This is a genomic window from Microbacterium sp. CCNWLW134, assembly GCF_037083565.1.
In the GTDB taxonomy this organism is placed as follows: domain Bacteria; phylum Actinomycetota; class Actinomycetes; order Actinomycetales; family Microbacteriaceae; genus Microbacterium.
This window is the reverse complement of sequence record NZ_JBAOJU010000002.1, coordinates 271,145-287,309: the sequence shown is the minus strand read 5'-3', so window position 1 is coordinate 287,309 and position 16,165 is coordinate 271,145. Positions and strand designations below refer to the sequence as shown.

Here is a 16,165-nt window from a genome sequence, read left to right as displayed (position 1 = left end):
GGGGTTGGTCATTCCTGAACCGCCTCAGCGAGGCGGCGGGCGAGACGGACGAGGGCGACGTCGGTGCCGGTGCGAGAGGTGACGCACACGCCGACGGGCGCCGGCGCTCCTCCCACGGCGGCCACCCGGAGAAGCGGCGCCGACAGCGACGGCAGGCCCGCCACAGCGGCGGGCGCCGTCATGCGCAGGGTCGCGGTGCGCGCCGCGTCGATGTCGACCCCGGCAGCGGTGCGCCGCGGCGCGGGCCCGGGCACCGTCGGCATGAGCAGCACCGCCTCAGCGGCGAGCGCCTGCAGGCGCGCGGCGAGGGGGGCGAGGGCGCGGCGGGCGTCATCCTCCTCGGCGGGGGCGATTCCGGATGCTACGCGGAAGCGCTCCGCGACAGCCGGCCCGAGCGCGCCCGGATGCCTCTCGACCCACTCGCCGTGATTGCGCCACGCCTCGGCGCCCTGCACGGTGCGGAAGGGGACGAGGTAGTCGTCGAGGTCGCCGATCGAGACGGTCTCGACGTCCGCGGCATCCGTTCGCGCGAGCCGCGCGAGCAGCTCCTCGAAGGCCGCACGGGTCTCGGGATCGGCGGCCGCGAGCACCTCGGACGGCACGACGAAGCGCCACGGCAGGTCGTCGTCGGAGGCGCCGAAGACGTTCTCGGTCGACTCCGACGAGTCGTAGCTCAGGCACCAGTCGGCCACCCGCTGCAGGGTGTCTCCGTCGCGCGCGAGCCACCCGACCGTGTCGAACGACTGCGCGAGGGGCAGGAGACCCTGCCGCGGGACGAAGCCGTGCGTGGTGCGGAGGCCCCACAGGCCCTGATACGACGCGGGTACCCGGATCGACCCGGCGGTGTCGGTGGCGAGGCCCACGTCGGCGTGGCCGAGGGCGACGGCGGCGGCGGGTCCGCTCGATGAGCCGCCGGGCAGTCCACCGGGAGCGGCGGGGTTCGGCGGGGTGCCGTAGTGGGCGTTGTCGCCGGCGATGCTGTAGGCGAACTCGTCGGTGCGCGCGATGCCGCGGAGCGACGCTCCGCCGCGGAGGAGGTCAGCGACCGCGGGCGCGGTGGTCTTCTCGGGCCGGGCCTCGTCGAGGAAGGCGGGGTTGCCCGCACCGATCCGGTACCCCGCGATGGCGAAGAGGTCTTTCACCGCGACGGTGAGCCCCACGAGCGGTCCCTCCCACGCGCCCTGCCACAGCGGATCGCCGACGGTGCGCCACACGGTGCGGTCGAAGGGGGCGGTATGGGATCCGGGGCCGTCCCCGGCCGCGGGGGCGGTATCCGATCCGGGGTCGTCCCCGGCCGCGGGGGCGGTACCCGTCTCGTGCATCGCCGGGCCGGCGGCATCCATCCGTCCCTCGAAATCCGACACCCGGATGCGAGCGTGCACGCCGCAGACGATGTCGACCACCTGCGAGATGTCGAAGTCGGTCGCAGCGCTGAGGTACGCGTAGGCGAGGTGCTCGGTCATGCCGTACCGCGCCTCGATGAGGGTCAGCGCCGCGCGCACGCAGCGACGCATCGCCTCGTTCAGGTCGGGGTCGAGCCCCGTCGGCACAAGGTAGTCGGGCGTGCGCACGAGAGGGCCGCCCAGCTCACCGAACTCGACCAGCGCCTGCGCGCGCGGGATCACGTCGAAGCGGAGCGTCGCGCGCAGCGACGCCTCGAGCGCCGTCAGCGCGACCTCGCCATCGCCCTGCGCGAAGTGCGGATCGCCGACGTAGGCGAGCGCGCCCTCGACCTGGACGGGGAGGTACAGCGCCGTCCCCTCGACGAGGAGGTTGATGTCGATGTTGCCGCCGTGCGATCCGGGCGGCACCGAGTGGGGGCGCTCGGGTCCGGTGACGGCGACCCCCATCGTGCCGAGGAACGGCGCGAGGGGGAACGACACCACCCGGTCGCCGCCGTCGACGATCGGCAGCAGACCCACCAGCCGGCCCGCGCGCTTCTCGACAGGCGTGAACACGCTGACGTGCCCGTCCCCGCGGGGGAGCTCGCCGATGAGCGCTCCCTTGCCGTGGCGGTTGGAGATCACGCCATACGGCACGCGCGGCGCGAGCTTCTCCACGGTGATGCGCAGCACGTCACCGGGGCTCGCGCCCTCGACGAAGACCGGTCCGGTCACCACGTGAGGACCGTCGGTCGCGGGGTCGCGTGAGAGCTGCGCGGCGATCGCGATCGCGTCGTCGAGCACGGCCTCGGGCGCGACGCCCTGGTCGGTGAAGTACCCCAGCGGGTCCTTGCCGTGATCTTCGAGGATGCCCTCGTGACTGACGGTGTCGATCGTCACCGACTCCCCCGAGCGGATGCGCAGCACCGGGGCATCCGTTTCGCACGGGAGGCGCCCCCACAGCACCGTCTCGGGCGTCGCGCGCAGGTAGTGGTCACCGGGGATCGCGCCGACGCCCGGCTGCAGGATCTCGGTCACCGCGAGCATGTCTTCATCCCACCGCACGCGCTCATCCCACACCATCAGGCGACCTCCCGCGACAGGAGGCGACCGCCGGGCGCCCCACGGAACTGCGGCGCCTCGCCCGGCCCTCCCTCGGTGACGTCGAACACCGACCGGCCGTGCAGCCATGTCCGTCGGATGCGGCCGCGCAGCACACGGTTCTCGTACGCCGTGATGGGGTTCTTGTGCAGCAGCTCTGCGGCTCTGATCGGATACGGGTCGTCGGCGCCGAAGACGGTCAGGTGCGCCGGGGCGCCCGGCTCGATGACCCCGGCCGAGAGGCCGGCGACGCGCGCGGGCCCCGTCGTGAAGAGCGGCAGGAGGGTCTCCAACGGGATGCCGCGCCGGCGCGCCTCTGTCCACACCGCCGAGAGCCCGACCTGCAGACCCGAGATCCCGCCCCACGCGAGGCCGAAGTCGCCGCCACCGGTGCGCTTGAGGTCGAGCGTGGAGGGCGAGTGGTCGCTGACGATGGCGTCGACCGTGCCGTCGACGATCCCCTCCCACAGCCGGTCGCGATTCGCGGCATCCCGGATCGGCGGACAGCACTTGAACTCGGGAGACCCGGGCGGGATCTCCTCCGCCGCGATCGTGAGGTAGTGCGGGCAGGTCTCGACCGTGAGGGCGACGCCCTCGGCCTTGGCTCGCCCGATCGCCGAGAGCGAGCCGGCGTCGCTCAGGTGCAAGATGTGGGCGCGCGCTCCCGAGCGCCGGGCCTCGGCGATGACGGCGTCGATCGCCGACGCCTCGCTCGCGGCGGGCCGCGAGGCGAGGAACGCGGCGTAGTCGCGGCCGAGCGCGCCGTCGGCGTGAAGATGGGCCGGGTCTTCGGCGTGGACGATGAGCCGCGAGCCGAGTGCGGCGATCTCGTCCATCGCCGCCGCGAGCTGGGCACGGTCGAGGTGACCGAACTCGGGGACGCCCGAGGGAGAGAGGAAGCACTTGAACCCGTACACGCCCTCGTCGTGCAGCGGCTCGAGGGCACCGAGGTTCTCGGGCACCGCGCCACCCCAGAACCCGACGTCGATGTAGGCCGACGGGGCGGCTGCGGCCCGCTTCACGGCGAGCGCGGCCGCCGTGGTCGTGGGCGGGAGCGAGTTCAGGGGCATGTCGACGATCGACGTCACCCCGCCGGCCGCGGCGGCGAGGGTCGCCGAGCGGAATCCCTCCCACTCGGTGCGACCGGGTTCGTTCACATGCACATGGGAATCGACGAGGCCCGGCAGCAGCACCGCGTCATCCGGGACGATCTGCGCCCCGCGGGCGCTACCCGATGGCTCCGCGACACGGGTGATGACGCCGTCGACGTACTCGACGTCGGCGGGGCGGAAGCGGCCATCCACCCACGCGCGCGCGGCGCGGATGACACCGCTGCCGGGGCTTCGGGGGTCGGCCATCGGCGCTCCTTCGTCGGGTCCGCCGCGCGGCGGATGCCTCATCCTCCCCCCGTCGCGTTTCGTCGGTGTGAACGGCGGCGCGGCAACGCGATGTTTACACGAGGGAAACCGAAACGTGTCGGCGCGCTTCGTAGCGTGAGCCTCCAGCAGCACCCCCGCGGGAGGACCGTCATGCGCATCGGCGACTTCAACGCCCTCGACGAGGGCGAAGCGCGCGATCTGGTGAGCCTGTGGGCGGCGATCCCGCGGTGGGTGACTGCGGTGCTCGCGGGGCGCCCATACCCCACGCGCGAGGCGTTGGAAGAGACGGCAGCGGCCGAGGCCGCGACCTGGGACGCCGCCGATCTCGACCAGGCGCTGGCGCAGCATCCCCGGATCGGCGAGCGCCGCGAGGGCGACGACCCTTCCGCGACCGCGTCGCGTCGGGAGCAGGCCGCGATGACGGATGCCGCCTTCGACGTCGCCCAGCGGATCGCGGCCGGCAACACCCGGTACGAGGCCCGGTTCGGGCGCGTGTTCCTCATCCGGGCCCGCGGGCGCTCGGCCGAGGAGATGCTCGCCGAGCTCGAGCGGCGTCTGGCGAACACCCCCGAGTCGGAGGTCGCCGAGGCGGCGGGCCAGCTGGCCGAGATCGCTCTGCTGCGGCTGCGCGAGACCGTGTCGGCCGAGCGGGTGGCGTCAGGATGATGCCATGACCAGCCAGCTCACCACCCACGTCCTCGATGCCTCCACCGGGCTCCCCGCGAGCGGGGTCGCCGTCGTCCTGTCGAAGATGGGCGACGAGCCGCGCATCGTGCAGATCGCGTCGGGCGAGACCGACCTCGACGGGCGCCTCAGCCTCGGGCCCGAGTTCCTCGACCACGGCACGCACGTGCTGAGCTTCGCCACCGGGGCGTACTACGCCGGTCTCGGCGTCGACACCTTCTACCCGTCGGTGACGGTCACCTTCCGCGTCACCGACGACACGCACCTGCACGTGCCGCTGCTGCTGAGCCCCTTCTCCTATTCCACCTACCGCGGGAGCTGAAACGTGAAGGTCGTGATCATCGGAGCCGGTATCGGAGGCACGAGCGCGGGGATCGCGCTCGCCCGGCACGGGCACGACGTGGTGATCTACGACCGGATGCGACAGAACCGACCGGTCGGCGCCGCCCTCTCGCTGTGGTCGAACGGCGTGAAGGTGCTCAACTGGCTGGGCCTCGGCGAGGAGGTCGCGCGCCTCGGCGGCCGGATGGATCACATGGCCTACCACGACGGCCACACCGGCGATCAGCTGTGCCGCTTCAGCCTCGCACCGGTGACCGCGCACACCGGACAGCGGCCCTACCCGGTCTCACGCGCCGAGCTGCAGGCGCTGCTCATGGACACCTTCGGGCTCGACCGGATCCACCTCGGACACGAGCTCGTCGGGATCCGTGAGGAGGGCGAGAAGGTGATCGCCGTCTTCGCCGACGGTTCCACCGACACCGCCGACCTGCTCATCGGCGCCGACGGGGCGCGCTCGCTCACCCGCGACTGGATCACCCGGGCCGATGAGGGCGGCTTCCGCGTCGAGCGGCAGTACTCCGGCTACACGAACTTCAACGGGCTGGTGGCGGCTTCTCCCGCGATCGCGCCGCTCGATCAGTGGACGACCTGGGTCGCCGAGGGCAAGCGCGCCGCGGTGATGCCCGTCGCCGACGACCGGTTCTACTTCTGGTTCGACATCCCGCAGCCGGCGGGGCTCCCGTACGAGCGGGAGGATGGCGTCGCGCCTCTCGAGGCCGCCTTCGGGCACTGGTCGCCCGAGGTGCGGCGGCTGATCAGCGGCATCCGTCCTGCGGAGTCTTTGAACCGGGTGGAGATCTGGGACATCGACCCGCTGCACACGTGGACGCGCGGGCGCGTGGCGATCCTCGGCGACGCCGCCCACAACACCGCGCCCGACATCGGGCAGGGCGCGTGCTCGGCGCTCGAAGACAGCTTCGCGCTGGCGATCAGCCTCACCACGCACACCGTGGGGGTCGAGGACTCGCTCCGCCGCTACGAGAAGATGCGCACCGAGCGTGCGGGAGAGCTCGTGCTGCGGGCGCGCAAGCGCGGGGAAGAGACCCACGGCTACGACCCGTCGATCACCGCCGCCTGGTACGAGAGCCTGCGCGGCACCGACGGCACCGCGATCATCCGGGGGATCATCGGAAACATCGAGGGAAGCCCCATCAACCTCGGGGTGGGGCTGCTGTAGCTGCTCGGGTCGGACCTGCTGGTCAGGCGGTGACGAGCAGGGCGATGCCCGTCGCGACACTCACGGCCGCCAGCACCAGGGCGAGCGTGATCAGCACGACGTGCACGCGGTAGAACGCCGTGCGGCGCCCGTCGGTGCCGCGGGCGCGGGGGTCGTTCGCGATGCGCGGGTAGAACCTCGGCCACACGACGGCGTTGAAGAGCGCGTTGACGAAGAGGGCGATCGCAGCAAGCACCAGCACCGCTCGATCGTACGACCCCGAAGCGCCGAGCAGATCCGCCGGGTCCGTCTCCGCGCCGACCCTGTCGCCGAGACCCACCTCCGCCGCCGAGACCCGCCGTGGCGCGGTGGGTCTCGGCGGGGATGGTGGGTCTCGGCGGGGATGGTGGGGCTCGGCGTTGCGGGTGCGGCGCGCCCAGGGTCAGGCGACCGGCTGCTGCAGGTCGACGACCCAGCGGGTGCCGCCCGGATCCATCGGCGTTTCGAGGTACACCTCGCGGGCCGGTCCCGCGACCGACAGCCCCCGGCGCTCGCCCTCGGCGACGAGGTCCTGCCACGCGCGCTGGATCCCCAACAGGTCGTCGGCCTCGTACCGCCCGGTAAGGGCGCGGGATGCCGCGGGCACGGTCGCCCGCTCGAGCCCCGGCGGGGTCGCGGCATCGCCGATCTGCTCCGCCGCAGCGGCGATCATGCCGTCGCCGTCGGTCGTGTAGATCGCCACCCCGGGTCCGGTGTGCGCCGCGCCCGCCGCAGCGATGGCCTCGTTCACGCGCGTGAACATGTAGCCGATCTCGGCCTCGATCTGCGACATCTCCTCGATGCGCGCGGTCTGCTGCACCACGTGCAGTTCGGGCAGGGCGGTTTCGATGTATTCCGTCATGGGAATCTCCTTCTGGATGACGCGGAGACGCGCCTCGACCGCCGCGAGCCGATGCCGGTCTGCGGCGATCTGCGACCGCAGCTCCTTGCGCCGCTCGCTGAGGAGGAGCGCGATGTCCTCCTGCGATAGGCCGCCGTCCAGCATCCGTCCGACCTGATCCAGGGTGAACCCCAGGTCCTTCAGGGCGACGATGCGGTTGGCGCGCTCGAGCTGTGCGGCCCCGTACGAGCGGTAGCCGCTCCAGGGGTCGACGCGCTCGGGGACGAGCAGACCGAGGTGGTCGTAGTGACGCAGCATCCGGACCGACACTCCGGCCAGCCGGGCGAATTCTCCGATACTCAACATGGTGATTCCACGACAGAGCCTGACACCGTGTCAGGGTCAAGCGCCAGGGTCAGGATTCGTGCCGTCAGGCGCGGAAGACGGTGTGGATGTCGGGTTCGACACGGCTGAGCACCGCGCGGCCGCCCAGCGCCTCGAGCTCGAGCAGCACCGCGGTGCCGGTGACCTCGGCCCCGACCGCGGCGAACAGCTCGTGCGCCGCGGCGAGGGTGCCGCCGGTGGCCAGCACGTCGTCGACGAGCAGAACGCGCGCGCCGCGAGGCAGGTCGTCGTGCACCTCGATCGTGGCCTGGCCGTATTCGAGCGCGTAGTCGACCGCCGCCGCCGGCCGCGGGAGCTTTCCGGCCTTGCGCACCGGGACGACGCCGGTGTCAGCGGCGATCGCCGCGGCGGCGGCGAGGAGGAACCCGCGCGCCTCGACGCCGGCGACCACGTCGAAGCTGCCCGCGAAGGGGGCGATGAGCGCCTCGGTCACCGCGCGGAGCGCGGCGGCGTCTGCGAGGAGCGGGGTGATGTCGCGGAACTGGATGCCCGGCGACGGGTAGTCGGGGATGACGGTGATCAACGATTCGGCGCGGGCGAGGGGGCCGGAGGCGGTCACCCCGCCACCTTAGTCTCGCGCGAAACACAGTCGCGCGCGCAACATACTCAGGAAAATGTAAGCGCTTGCAGTATTGTGAGCGCATGACTTCGCCCGAAACGGTCACATCCCCCGCAGACCGCTCCTCCACCCCCGGTTCCGAGTGGTGGCGCACCGCCGTCATCTACCAGATCTACCCGCGTTCGTTCGCCGACACCTCCGGTGACGGCATCGGCGACCTTCCCGGCGTCACCGCCCACCTCGACGATCTCGCCGAGCTCGGCGTCGACGCGATCTGGCTGTCGCCCTTCATGCGCAGCCCCCAGAAGGACGCCGGGTACGACGTCGCCGACTACTGCGACGTCGACCCGCTCTTCGGCACGCTCGCCGACTTCGACGACATGCTCGAGGGGGCGCACGCCCGCGGCATCCGGGTCATCGTCGACCTCGTTCCCAACCACTCCTCCGATCAGCACGAGTGGTTCCAGCAGGCTCTCGCCGCCGCGCCCGGCAGCCCCGAGCGTGCCCGCTACATCTTCCGCGAGGGCCGTGGCATCGACGGCGACGTGCCCCCGAACAACTGGGAGTCGGTCTTCGGCGGTCCGGCCTGGACCCGCGTGACCGAGGCCGACGGCACCCCCGGACAGTGGTACCTGCACCTGTTCGACACCTCGCAGCCCGACTTCGACTGGACCAACGAAGAGGTGCGCGAAGAGTTCCGTCGCATCCTCCGCTTCTGGCTCGACCGTGGTGTCGACGGCTTCCGCGTCGACGTCGCGCACGGCCTGGTCAAGGCGGAGGGCCTTCCCGACTACACCCCGCCGTCCACCGCCGACTCGATGGGCGGCGGCGAGGTGGACGTGCCCTACTGGGGTCAGGAGGGCGTGCACGACGTCTACCGCGACTGGAACGCCCTGCTGGCGGAGTACGAGGGCGACCGCGTCCTCGCCGCCGAGGCGTGGCTGCCCACCGCCGACAAGACGGCGCTCTGGGTGCGCGAAGACGAGATGCACCAGGCTTTCAACTTCCCGTACCTGTCGACGCCGTGGAACGCCGCAGAGCTGCGCGAGGTCATCACCGAGTCGCTTCGCGCCTTCCCGGGCGTCGGTGCGCCGAGCACCTGGGTGCTCTCCAACCACGACGTCGTGCGTCACGCGTCGCGCCTCGCGCTGACGGCCGAGAACCCGCAGGGGCACGGCATCGGTCCCGACTCCCCCGGCAAGCCGATTCCGGATGTCGGACTGCGCCGCGCCCGTGCCGCGACGACCGTCATGCTGGCCCTCCCCGGTTCGTCGTACCTCTTCCAGGGCGAGGAGCTCGGCCTCCCCGAGGTCGTCGACCTGCCCGATGACGCCCGCCAGGACCCCACCTGGTTCCGCACCGGCGGCGAGCGCTACGGCCGCGACGGCTGCCGCGTGCCGCTGCCGTGGCAGAGCGACGCGCCCGCGTTCGGCTTCAGCACGACCGGCGAGGCGTGGCTGCCGCAGCCGACCGACTGGGCGGGCGTGGCCCGTGACGTCCAGCGCGCCGACGGCTCCTCGACGCTGTCGCTGTACCGGAGCCTTCTCGCCGAGCGCCGCACCCACCAGCTGGGTGCCGGCGCCCTGGAGTGGATCGACGGGTTCGGCGACGACGTGGTGGCGTTCCGCAACGGCTCGGTGCGGGTCATCGCCAACCTCGGCGCCGCCCCGGTGGAGCTGCCGGCGGGTGACGTCCTGGTCGCGAGCGGCCCGGTCGACGGTCGCACGCTGCCGGTCGACACGGCGGTCTGGCTCACCGAGGCCTGAGCAGCGCCGGCGCGCGGGACGACGAGCGAGGGGGCGACGTGGTCAGCATCGATGAGGTGGCACGCCTGGCCGGCGTGTCCACCGCCACGGTCTCCCGCGCGCTGAGCGGCCGCGGCCATGTCTCGGCGACGGCGAAGACGAGGGTCGAGGATGCCGCGAAGAGCCTCGGCTACGTCGTGTCGGCGTCGGCATCGAGCCTGGCCTCGGGCCGCCGACGCAACATCGGGGTGCTCGTGCCGTTCCTCGACCGCTGGTTCTTCAGCACGGTGCTGAGCGGCATCTCGACCTCGCTCATGCGCCGTGGATACGACATCACGCTGTACAGCCTCACCCACGACGCCGCCGAACGGCACGCGATCTTCGAGACGTTCCTGCGCCGCCAGCGGGTGGACGGGGTGATCGCGATCTCGCTCGAGCTCAGCGAGGACGAGTTCGAGCGGCTGCGCCAGCTCGACCTGCCGGTCATCGCGATCGGTGGGCCGAGCCCGCGGCTGGACACCCTGACGATGGATGACGTCGCCGTGGCCCGGCTCGCCACCGAGCACCTCCTCGCGCTCGGCCATCGCGACATCGCCCATATCGGCGCGAGCCCCGAGTTCGACGTCGACTTCCACGTGCCGACCCAGCGGCGGCAGGGCTTCGAGCAGGCGCTGGCCGACGCCGGGTTCCCCGCGCGGCCGGCCCTGTACGAGCCCGCCGACTTCACGATCGAGGGCGGCTTCCGCGCCGCCAAGCAGCTGCTCGGGCGCCCCGGCGAGCGCCCGACAGCGATCTTCGCCGCCTCCGACGAGATGGCGATCGGTGCGCTGCTCGCCGCGCGAGAGCTCGGCTACCGGGTGCCGGAGGACCTCTCGATCATCGGCATCGACGGGCACGAGCTCGGCGAGTTCTTCCGGCTCTCCACCGTCGACCAGTTCCCGCTCGGTCAGGGCGAGCGGGCGGCCGACGCGATCCTCGCCGAGATCGATGCGGTCGCGCCCGTCGAGGAGCGCCCGTCGCGGCGCCTGCCGTACGAGCTGGTCGTGCGCGGCTCCACCGCCCGCGCGGCGGGCTGACCACCGCGCACGGCAGACCGGTCGGCCCGGAGCCGCAGGGTGTGCGCAGGTTAGGCTCGGCGGTATGGCCCTCGACCTCGACGCGATCTACACCGACCTCCACCGTCATCCCGAGCTGTCGTTCCAAGAGACCCGCACCGCCGGGGTCATCGCGCAGCGTCTGACGGAGCTCGGGATCGAGTTCGAAGAGGGCATCGGCCGCACCGGCCTCGCCGCGGTGATCCGCAACGACGACAACGCCGCAGACGGCGAGCGCGGCCCGGTCGTGTGGCTGCGCGCCGACATGGACGGCCTCCCCGTCGAGGAGCGCACGGGCCTCGCGTACGCGAGCACCGCGCGGGGCGTCGACCCGCAGGGCCTCGACGTGCCGGTCATGCACGCGTGCGGCCACGACATGCACGTCACCGCTCTCCTCGGTGCGCTCGAGCGCCTGGTCGCGACGACCGACGAGTGGCGGGGCACTGTGGTGGCGGTCTTCCAGCCCGCCGAGGAGTACGGCGCCGGGTCGCAGGCGATGATCGCCGACGGCGTGCTCGACCGCTTCCCCCGCCCCGATATCGTGCTCGGCCAGCACGTCACCCCCCTTCCGGCAGGCACGATCGGCGTGCGGCCGGGCACGCAGATGGCAGCATCCGACGGACTGCGCGTCACGCTCCTCGGGCGAGGCGGTCACGGGTCGCGGCCGCAGGCCACGATCGACCCCGTCGTGATGGCCGCGGCCACCGTGATGCGTCTGCAGACCGTCGTCTCACGCGAGACCGACCCGCGCGATGTCGCCGTGGTCACCGTCGGGTCGATCCACGCCGGCCTGAAGAACAACATCATCCCCGCCGAGGCCGTGCTCGAGCTCAGCCTCCGCTACCCCGACGACGAGGCCCGCGCCCGCGTGCTCGAGAAGGTCGAGCGCATCGTCCGGGCCGAGGCGCAGGCCTCGGGTGCCGAGGAAGAGCCGATCATCAAGGTCGACCACAGCCTCCCGCCGACGATCAACGACCACGAGGCGACGGCGCGCCTGAGCGCGGCGTTCACCCGCGCCTTCGGCGACGACAAGGTCGTCGACCCCGGCATGTTCACCGGCAGCGAGGATGTCTCCTGGTTCGCCCGCGAAGCAGGAGTGCCGCTGGTGTTCTGGTTCTGGGGAGGCGTCGACCCTCAGGTGTACGCCGAGGCCGCGGCATCCGGGAGCATCGAACGCAACATCCCCACCAACCACTCGCCGTTCTTCGCTCCGCTCCTGCAGCCCACCCTCGACAACGGCGTGGCGAACCTCGTCACCGCAGCGCGGGAGTTCCTCGCCGCGCGCTGAGCCGGCGGCGTCCCGACGAACACGGCGATTCCGTCGCGCCATGATGCGCACTCGCCGCGACAGGCGTAATGTCATCGGCCGTGACGACTGATGGTCGCGAGCCGGTGGAGGAATCCCCTCGCGCGAAACGTCTCCTGCTGGGAGACCCCCTCACCTCCGAGAAGCTCGACGATCAGCTGCTGCCCAAGCGCCGCGCGCTGCCGGTCTTCGCCTCCGATGCGCTGAGCTCGGTGGCATACGCGCCGCAGGAGCTTCTGATGATCCTGCTCATCGGGGGCACGGCGTTCCTCGCCTTCAGCCCCGGCGTCGCGGTCGCCGTCGTCGTGCTGCTCGTCGTCGTGGTGCTGAGCTACCGCCAGCTGATCAAGGCCTACCCCTCGGGCGGCGGCGACTACGAGGTGGCGCGCACGAACCTCGGCGAGGTGCCGGGCGTGGTCGTCGCCTCGGCGCTCCTCGTCGACTACGTGCTGACCGTGGCCGTGTCGATCGCCTCGGGCGTCGACAACATCATCTCGGCGATCCCCGAGCTCGCACCCTTCCGCATCGAGTTCGCGGTCGGATTCGTCATCCTGCTCGTTCTCGTGAACCTCCGCGGCGTCCGCGAGGCCTCGTTCGCCTTCGCGATCCCCACCTACGTCTTCATCGGCTCGGTCGGCGTGATGGTGGTGGTCGCCCTCATCCGCACCGCACTCGGCGATCCGCCGATCGCCTCGAGCGCCGAATACGCTGTCCAGGCCGAGGAGCTGACGCAGGCCGCGACGATCCTCCTCATTCTGCGTGCCTTCTCGAGCGGATGCTCCGCCCTCACCGGTGTCGAAGCCGTCTCCAACGGCGTGCCGGCCTTCCGTCGCCCGAAGGTGAAGAACGCCCAGTGGACGCTCGTGCTGATGGGCGGGGTGGCCATCGTGCTCTTCTCGGGACTCACCGCGGTGGGGCTCATCTCGGGCATCCACTACGCCGAAGACCCGTGCAACCTCGTCGGCTTCGCGTGCGAGACCACTCCGCAGCCGAGCCTCATGGCCCAGATCGCCGCGGCCACCTTCGGCATGGGCTCGATCCCGTTCTTCATCGTGCAGGCGGCGACCGCCTGCGTGCTGCTGCTCGCCGCCAATACGGCGTTCAACGGCTTCCCGCTGCTCGGCTCGGTGCTCGCCCGCGACGGCTACGCGCCGAAGGCGCTCAACACGCGAGGCGACCGCCTGGTGTTCTCCAACGGCATGATCATCCTCGGACTCGCGGCCATCGTGGTCCTGATCGTGTACCAGGCGAACCTCACGACGCTCATCCAGCTGTACATCATCGGCGTCTTCGTGTCGTTCTCCCTCGGTCAGATCGGCATGGTGCGGCACTGGCGACGAGAGCTGCGCCAGACCACGCGCGTCGAGGCGCGGCGCGATCCGCGGGCTGCTGCGGAGCGCCGTTCGGTGCTGACCGGTCTCGCGATCAACTCGACCGGAGCGGCGATGACGGTGGCCGTGCTGATCATCGTCACGGCCACGAAGTTCATCTACGGGGCGTGGCTGGTCTTCCTCGCCATCCCCGTACTCGCGGTCCTCATGATCGGGGTGAATCGCTACTACCGCGACGTCGACCACGAGATCCGCATCGACGAGCCCGTGCGATACGGGTCGTCGGGCGACATCGCCCTCATCCTCGTCAGCAAGCTCCAGAAGCCGGTCGCCAAGGCCCTCGACTACGCCCTCGCCGCCAAGCACGACAAGACGATCGCCCTGCACGTGGCGGTGACGAACGAAGACGCCGACGCCCTGCAGCAGGCCTGGCAGGACCAGCGGATGCCGGTGCCCCTCGTGATCCTCGAGTCGCCGTACCGCTACTACGCCCAGCCCGTCGCGGAGTTCATCCGTCAGTACCGGCAGAAGCACGGGTCCGCCGTGGTGACGGTGTACCTGCCGCAGTACATCGTCGGGCACTGGTGGGAGACCTTCCTCCACAACCGCCGCGCGCGCCGCATCGCCCAGCAGCTGATGCTCATCCACGGCGTGACGATCACCCTCGTGCCCTGGCTGCTCGACTCGTCCGAGCTCATCTACGGGCGCCGCTCGCGCCCCCTTCCCGGCCAGGACCGCGCCGGCCGGCCGTTCGACCCGGCCATCGAGGCGCCCCCGATCGCCGAACGCTCGAGCCTGGAGGCCCGCCCCGACGAGTGAGGGAGAGAGGAGAGAGGCGCGCGAGACCCGCAACGCGACCGTGAGCAACCCGTGAGGAGCAGCCGCGGGGCCGTAGGGATTCCGTGAGGATGCCGGAGCACCGGCATCCGGGGGTGTTGCATCGCATCTCGTGCTCGATCTCATCTATCTGCTGGCGACCCTCGCCCTGTTCGCCCTCGTCGGCCTCGCCGTGAAGGGGGTGGAGCGGCTGTGACCGCGCTCTCGCTCATCGCCGCCGTCCTCGCCGTGGCGGCCGTCGTCTATCTCGTCGTCGCCCTGGTGAAGCCGGAGAAGTTCTGATGGACGCCTCCTCCGTCTGGGCCGGTGTGCTGCAGGTCGCCGCCGTCGTCCTCCTCCTCGTGCTGATCTACCGTCCCCTCGGCGACTACATCGCCCACCTCTTCACCTCCGACCGCGACCTGCGCGTGGAGCGGGGGCTCTACCGCCTCATCGGCGTCGACTCCCGCTCCGAGCAGAGCTGGCAGGTCTACGCGCGGAGCGTGCTGATCTTCTCGGTCGTCGGGGTGCTCTTCGTCTACACCCTCCAGCGGCTGCAGCAGTTCCTGCCCTACTCGCTGGGTCTTCCCGCCGTGCCCGAGGCGCTGGCCTTCAACACCGCGGTCTCGTTCGTGACCAACACGAACTGGCAGTCGTACTCCCCCGAGCTGACCCTCGGCTACACGGTGCAGTTCGCCGGGCTCGCCGTGCAGAACTTCGTCTCGGCGGCCGTCGGCATCGCCGTCGCGGTCGCCCTCGTCCGGGGGTTCGCCCGGCGGGGCGCCGCCACGATCGGCAACTTCTGGGTCGATCTCGTCCGAGGCGTCGGGCGTCTGCTCCTGCCGCTGTCGATCCTCGCGGCCATCGCCCTGCTCATCGCCGGCGTCGTGCAGAACGTCAACGGCTTCACCGAGATCACCACCGCCACCGGCGGCACCCAGGTGATCCCCGGCGGTCCGGTCGCTTCGCAGGAGGCCATCAAGCAGCTCGGCACGAACGGCGGCGGATTCTTCAACGCCAACTCGGCGCACCCGTTCGAGAACCCCGCCCCGTGGACGAGCGTGCTGCAGATCCTCCTGATCCTCGCGATCCCCGTGGCCCTGCCGCGGGCCTTCGGCCGCATGGTCGGCGACGACCGCCAGGGCTACGCGATCCTCGCCGTGATGGCCTCGATCGCGATCGTCTCGATCGCGGCGGTCAGCTGGCTGGAGTCGCTCGCCCTCGGCACCGCCCCGCAGCTGGCCGGCAGTGCGATGGAGGGCAAGGAGGTGCGCTACGGCATCTTCGGCTCGACGTTCTACGCCGCCGCAACCACGCTGACCTCCACCGGCGCGGTCAACTCGATGCACGACTCGTACACCGCTCTGGGCGGCATGATCCCGATGATCAACATGATGCTCGGCGAGATCGCGCCCGGCGGCGTGGGCTCGGGACTGTACGGGATGCTGGTGCTCGCCGTCATCGCGGTGTTCGTCGGCGGCCTGCTCATCGGCCGTACCCCGGAGTACCTGGGGAAGAAGATCGGGCCGCGCGAGATCAAACTCGCGAGCCTGTACATCCTCGTCACCCCGACCCTCGTGCTCGCCGGGACGGCGCTGAGCTTCGCCCTCCCCGGCGTCCGCGAGGACGTCGAGTCGACCTCGATCTGGAACCCCGGCGTCCACGGACTGAGCGAGGTGCTGTACGCCTTCACCTCGGCGGCGAACAACAACGGATCGGCCTTCGCCGGCCTGACGGCCAACACCCCGTGGCTGAACACCGCCCTGGGTGTGGCGATGCTGCTCGGCCGGTTCCTGCCGATGGTGCTCGTGCTGGCCCTCGCCGGATCGCTGGCGGCCCAGAAGCCCGTCCCGACGACGGTGGGCACCCTGCCGACGCACCGGCCGCAGTTCGTCGGCCTTCTCGCGATCCTCGCGGTGGTCGTCACCGCCCTCACCTATTTCCCCGTTCTCACGCTGGGTCCCCTGGCGGAAGGTCTCGTCTGA

The 16,165-nt window shown here is 71.4% G+C and carries 14 protein-coding genes; 9 read left to right on the top strand and 5 right to left on the bottom strand.

The window, feature by feature from the left end; all coding sequences use genetic code 11:
- Window positions 1-8: 8 nt before the first annotated feature.
- Window positions 9-2,465, bottom strand: coding sequence for an amidase family protein (locus V6S02_RS16970; RefSeq protein ID WP_442927927.1), 2,457 nt, complete (start codon window positions 2,463-2,465; stop codon window positions 9-11).
- Window positions 2,465-3,841, bottom strand: coding sequence for an allantoinase AllB (gene allB / locus V6S02_RS11905; protein ID WP_336401028.1), 1,377 nt, complete (start codon window positions 3,839-3,841; stop codon window positions 2,465-2,467). The genes V6S02_RS16970 and allB overlap by 1 nt, the downstream gene beginning before the upstream one ends.
- A 171-nt stretch (window positions 3,842-4,012) precedes the next feature.
- Here allB and uraD point away from each other — a divergent pair, with 171 nt between their 5' ends.
- The 3 genes from uraD to hpxO are packed head-to-tail and all read left to right on the top strand — an operon-like array spanning window position 4,013 to window position 6,065.
- The gene (uraD, locus tag V6S02_RS11900; RefSeq protein WP_336401027.1) at window positions 4,013-4,528 is read left to right on the top strand and encodes a 2-oxo-4-hydroxy-4-carboxy-5-ureidoimidazoline decarboxylase; all 516 of its coding nucleotides are present in this window, start codon (window positions 4,013-4,015) and stop codon (window positions 4,526-4,528) included.
- A 4-nt stretch (window positions 4,529-4,532) separates the two neighbouring features.
- Complete coding sequence (uraH, locus tag V6S02_RS11895; RefSeq protein WP_336401026.1) at window positions 4,533-4,868, top strand: hydroxyisourate hydrolase; 336 nt, start codon at window positions 4,533-4,535, stop codon at window positions 4,866-4,868.
- 12 nt (window positions 4,869-4,880) lie between these two features.
- Window positions 4,881-6,065 carry an FAD-dependent urate hydroxylase HpxO gene (gene hpxO / locus V6S02_RS11890; RefSeq protein WP_336401025.1) on the top strand — a complete coding sequence of 395 codons (1,185 nt, stop codon included), beginning with the start codon at window positions 4,881-4,883 and terminating at the stop codon, window positions 6,063-6,065.
- Window positions 6,066-6,087: 22 nt separating this feature from the next.
- Here hpxO and V6S02_RS11885 read toward each other — a convergent pair whose 3' ends face one another.
- The 3 genes from V6S02_RS11885 to V6S02_RS11875 all read right to left on the bottom strand — a co-directional run bounded on the left by V6S02_RS11885 (window position 6,088) and on the right by V6S02_RS11875 (window position 7,888).
- Window positions 6,088-6,306 (bottom strand): SCO4848 family membrane protein, encoded by a 219-nt coding sequence (locus V6S02_RS11885; protein WP_336401024.1) that lies wholly within the window; start codon window positions 6,304-6,306, stop codon window positions 6,088-6,090.
- Window positions 6,307-6,486: 180 nt separating this feature from the next.
- Entirely contained in the window at window positions 6,487-7,287 is an 801-nt protein-coding gene (locus V6S02_RS11880; RefSeq protein ID WP_336401023.1) for a MerR family transcriptional regulator, read from the bottom strand.
- Window positions 7,288-7,354: 67 nt separating this feature from the next.
- Window positions 7,355-7,888, bottom strand: a complete 534-nt coding sequence (locus V6S02_RS11875; protein WP_336401022.1) for an adenine phosphoribosyltransferase — start codon at window positions 7,886-7,888, stop codon at window positions 7,355-7,357.
- Window positions 7,889-7,971: 83 nt separating this feature from the next.
- Here V6S02_RS11875 and V6S02_RS11870 point away from each other — a divergent pair, with 83 nt between their 5' ends.
- The 6 genes from V6S02_RS11870 to kdpA all read left to right on the top strand — a co-directional run bounded on the left by V6S02_RS11870 (window position 7,972) and on the right by kdpA (window position 16,165).
- Window positions 7,972-9,654 carry a glycoside hydrolase family 13 protein gene (locus tag V6S02_RS11870; protein WP_336401021.1) on the top strand — a complete coding sequence of 561 codons (1,683 nt, stop codon included), beginning with the start codon at window positions 7,972-7,974 and terminating at the stop codon, window positions 9,652-9,654.
- Window positions 9,655-9,692: 38 nt separating this feature from the next.
- Window positions 9,693-10,709: a LacI family DNA-binding transcriptional regulator gene (locus V6S02_RS11865; protein WP_336401020.1), complete on the top strand. Its 1,017-nt coding sequence runs from the start codon at window positions 9,693-9,695 to the stop codon at window positions 10,707-10,709.
- Between the two features lie 64 nt (window positions 10,710-10,773).
- On the top strand, window positions 10,774-12,015 hold the full coding sequence (locus V6S02_RS11860) for an amidohydrolase (protein ID WP_336401019.1): 1,242 nt from the start codon (window positions 10,774-10,776) through the stop codon (window positions 12,013-12,015).
- A 68-nt stretch (window positions 12,016-12,083) separates the two neighbouring features.
- Window positions 12,084-14,183, top strand: a complete 2,100-nt coding sequence (locus V6S02_RS11855; protein WP_336401018.1) for an APC family permease — start codon at window positions 12,084-12,086, stop codon at window positions 14,181-14,183.
- A gap of 210 nt (window positions 14,184-14,393) precedes the next feature.
- Window positions 14,394-14,483 carry a K(+)-transporting ATPase subunit F gene (gene kdpF, locus V6S02_RS11850; protein ID WP_336401017.1) on the top strand — a complete coding sequence of 30 codons (90 nt, stop codon included), beginning with the start codon at window positions 14,394-14,396 and terminating at the stop codon, window positions 14,481-14,483.
- Window positions 14,483-16,165 (top strand): potassium-transporting ATPase subunit KdpA, encoded by a 1,683-nt coding sequence (gene kdpA, locus V6S02_RS11845; protein WP_336401016.1) that lies wholly within the window; start codon window positions 14,483-14,485, stop codon window positions 16,163-16,165. The genes kdpF and kdpA overlap by 1 nt, the downstream gene beginning before the upstream one ends.

Excerpts from the sequence above, each read along its gene's own strand:
- V6S02_RS16970 (WP_442927927.1), bottom strand. The coding sequence starts at position 2,465 with ATGGTGTGGGATGAGCGCGTGCGGTGGGATGAAGACATGCTCGCGGTG.
- V6S02_RS11870 (WP_336401021.1), top strand. The coding sequence starts at position 7,972 with ATGACTTCGCCCGAAACGGTCACATCCCCCGCAGACCGCTCCTCCACC.
- V6S02_RS11860 (WP_336401019.1), top strand. The coding sequence starts at position 10,774 with ATGGCCCTCGACCTCGACGCGATCTACACCGACCTCCACCGTCATCCC.
- allB (WP_336401028.1), bottom strand. The coding sequence starts at position 3,841 with ATGGCCGACCCCCGAAGCCCCGGCAGCGGTGTCATCCGCGCCGCGCGC.
- kdpA (WP_336401016.1), top strand. The coding sequence starts at position 14,483 with ATGGACGCCTCCTCCGTCTGGGCCGGTGTGCTGCAGGTCGCCGCCGTC.
- V6S02_RS11855 (WP_336401018.1), top strand. The coding sequence starts at position 12,084 with ATGTCATCGGCCGTGACGACTGATGGTCGCGAGCCGGTGGAGGAATCC.
- uraH (WP_336401026.1), top strand. The coding sequence starts at position 4,533 with ATGACCAGCCAGCTCACCACCCACGTCCTCGATGCCTCCACCGGGCTC.
- uraD (WP_336401027.1), top strand. The coding sequence starts at position 4,013 with ATGCGCATCGGCGACTTCAACGCCCTCGACGAGGGCGAAGCGCGCGAT.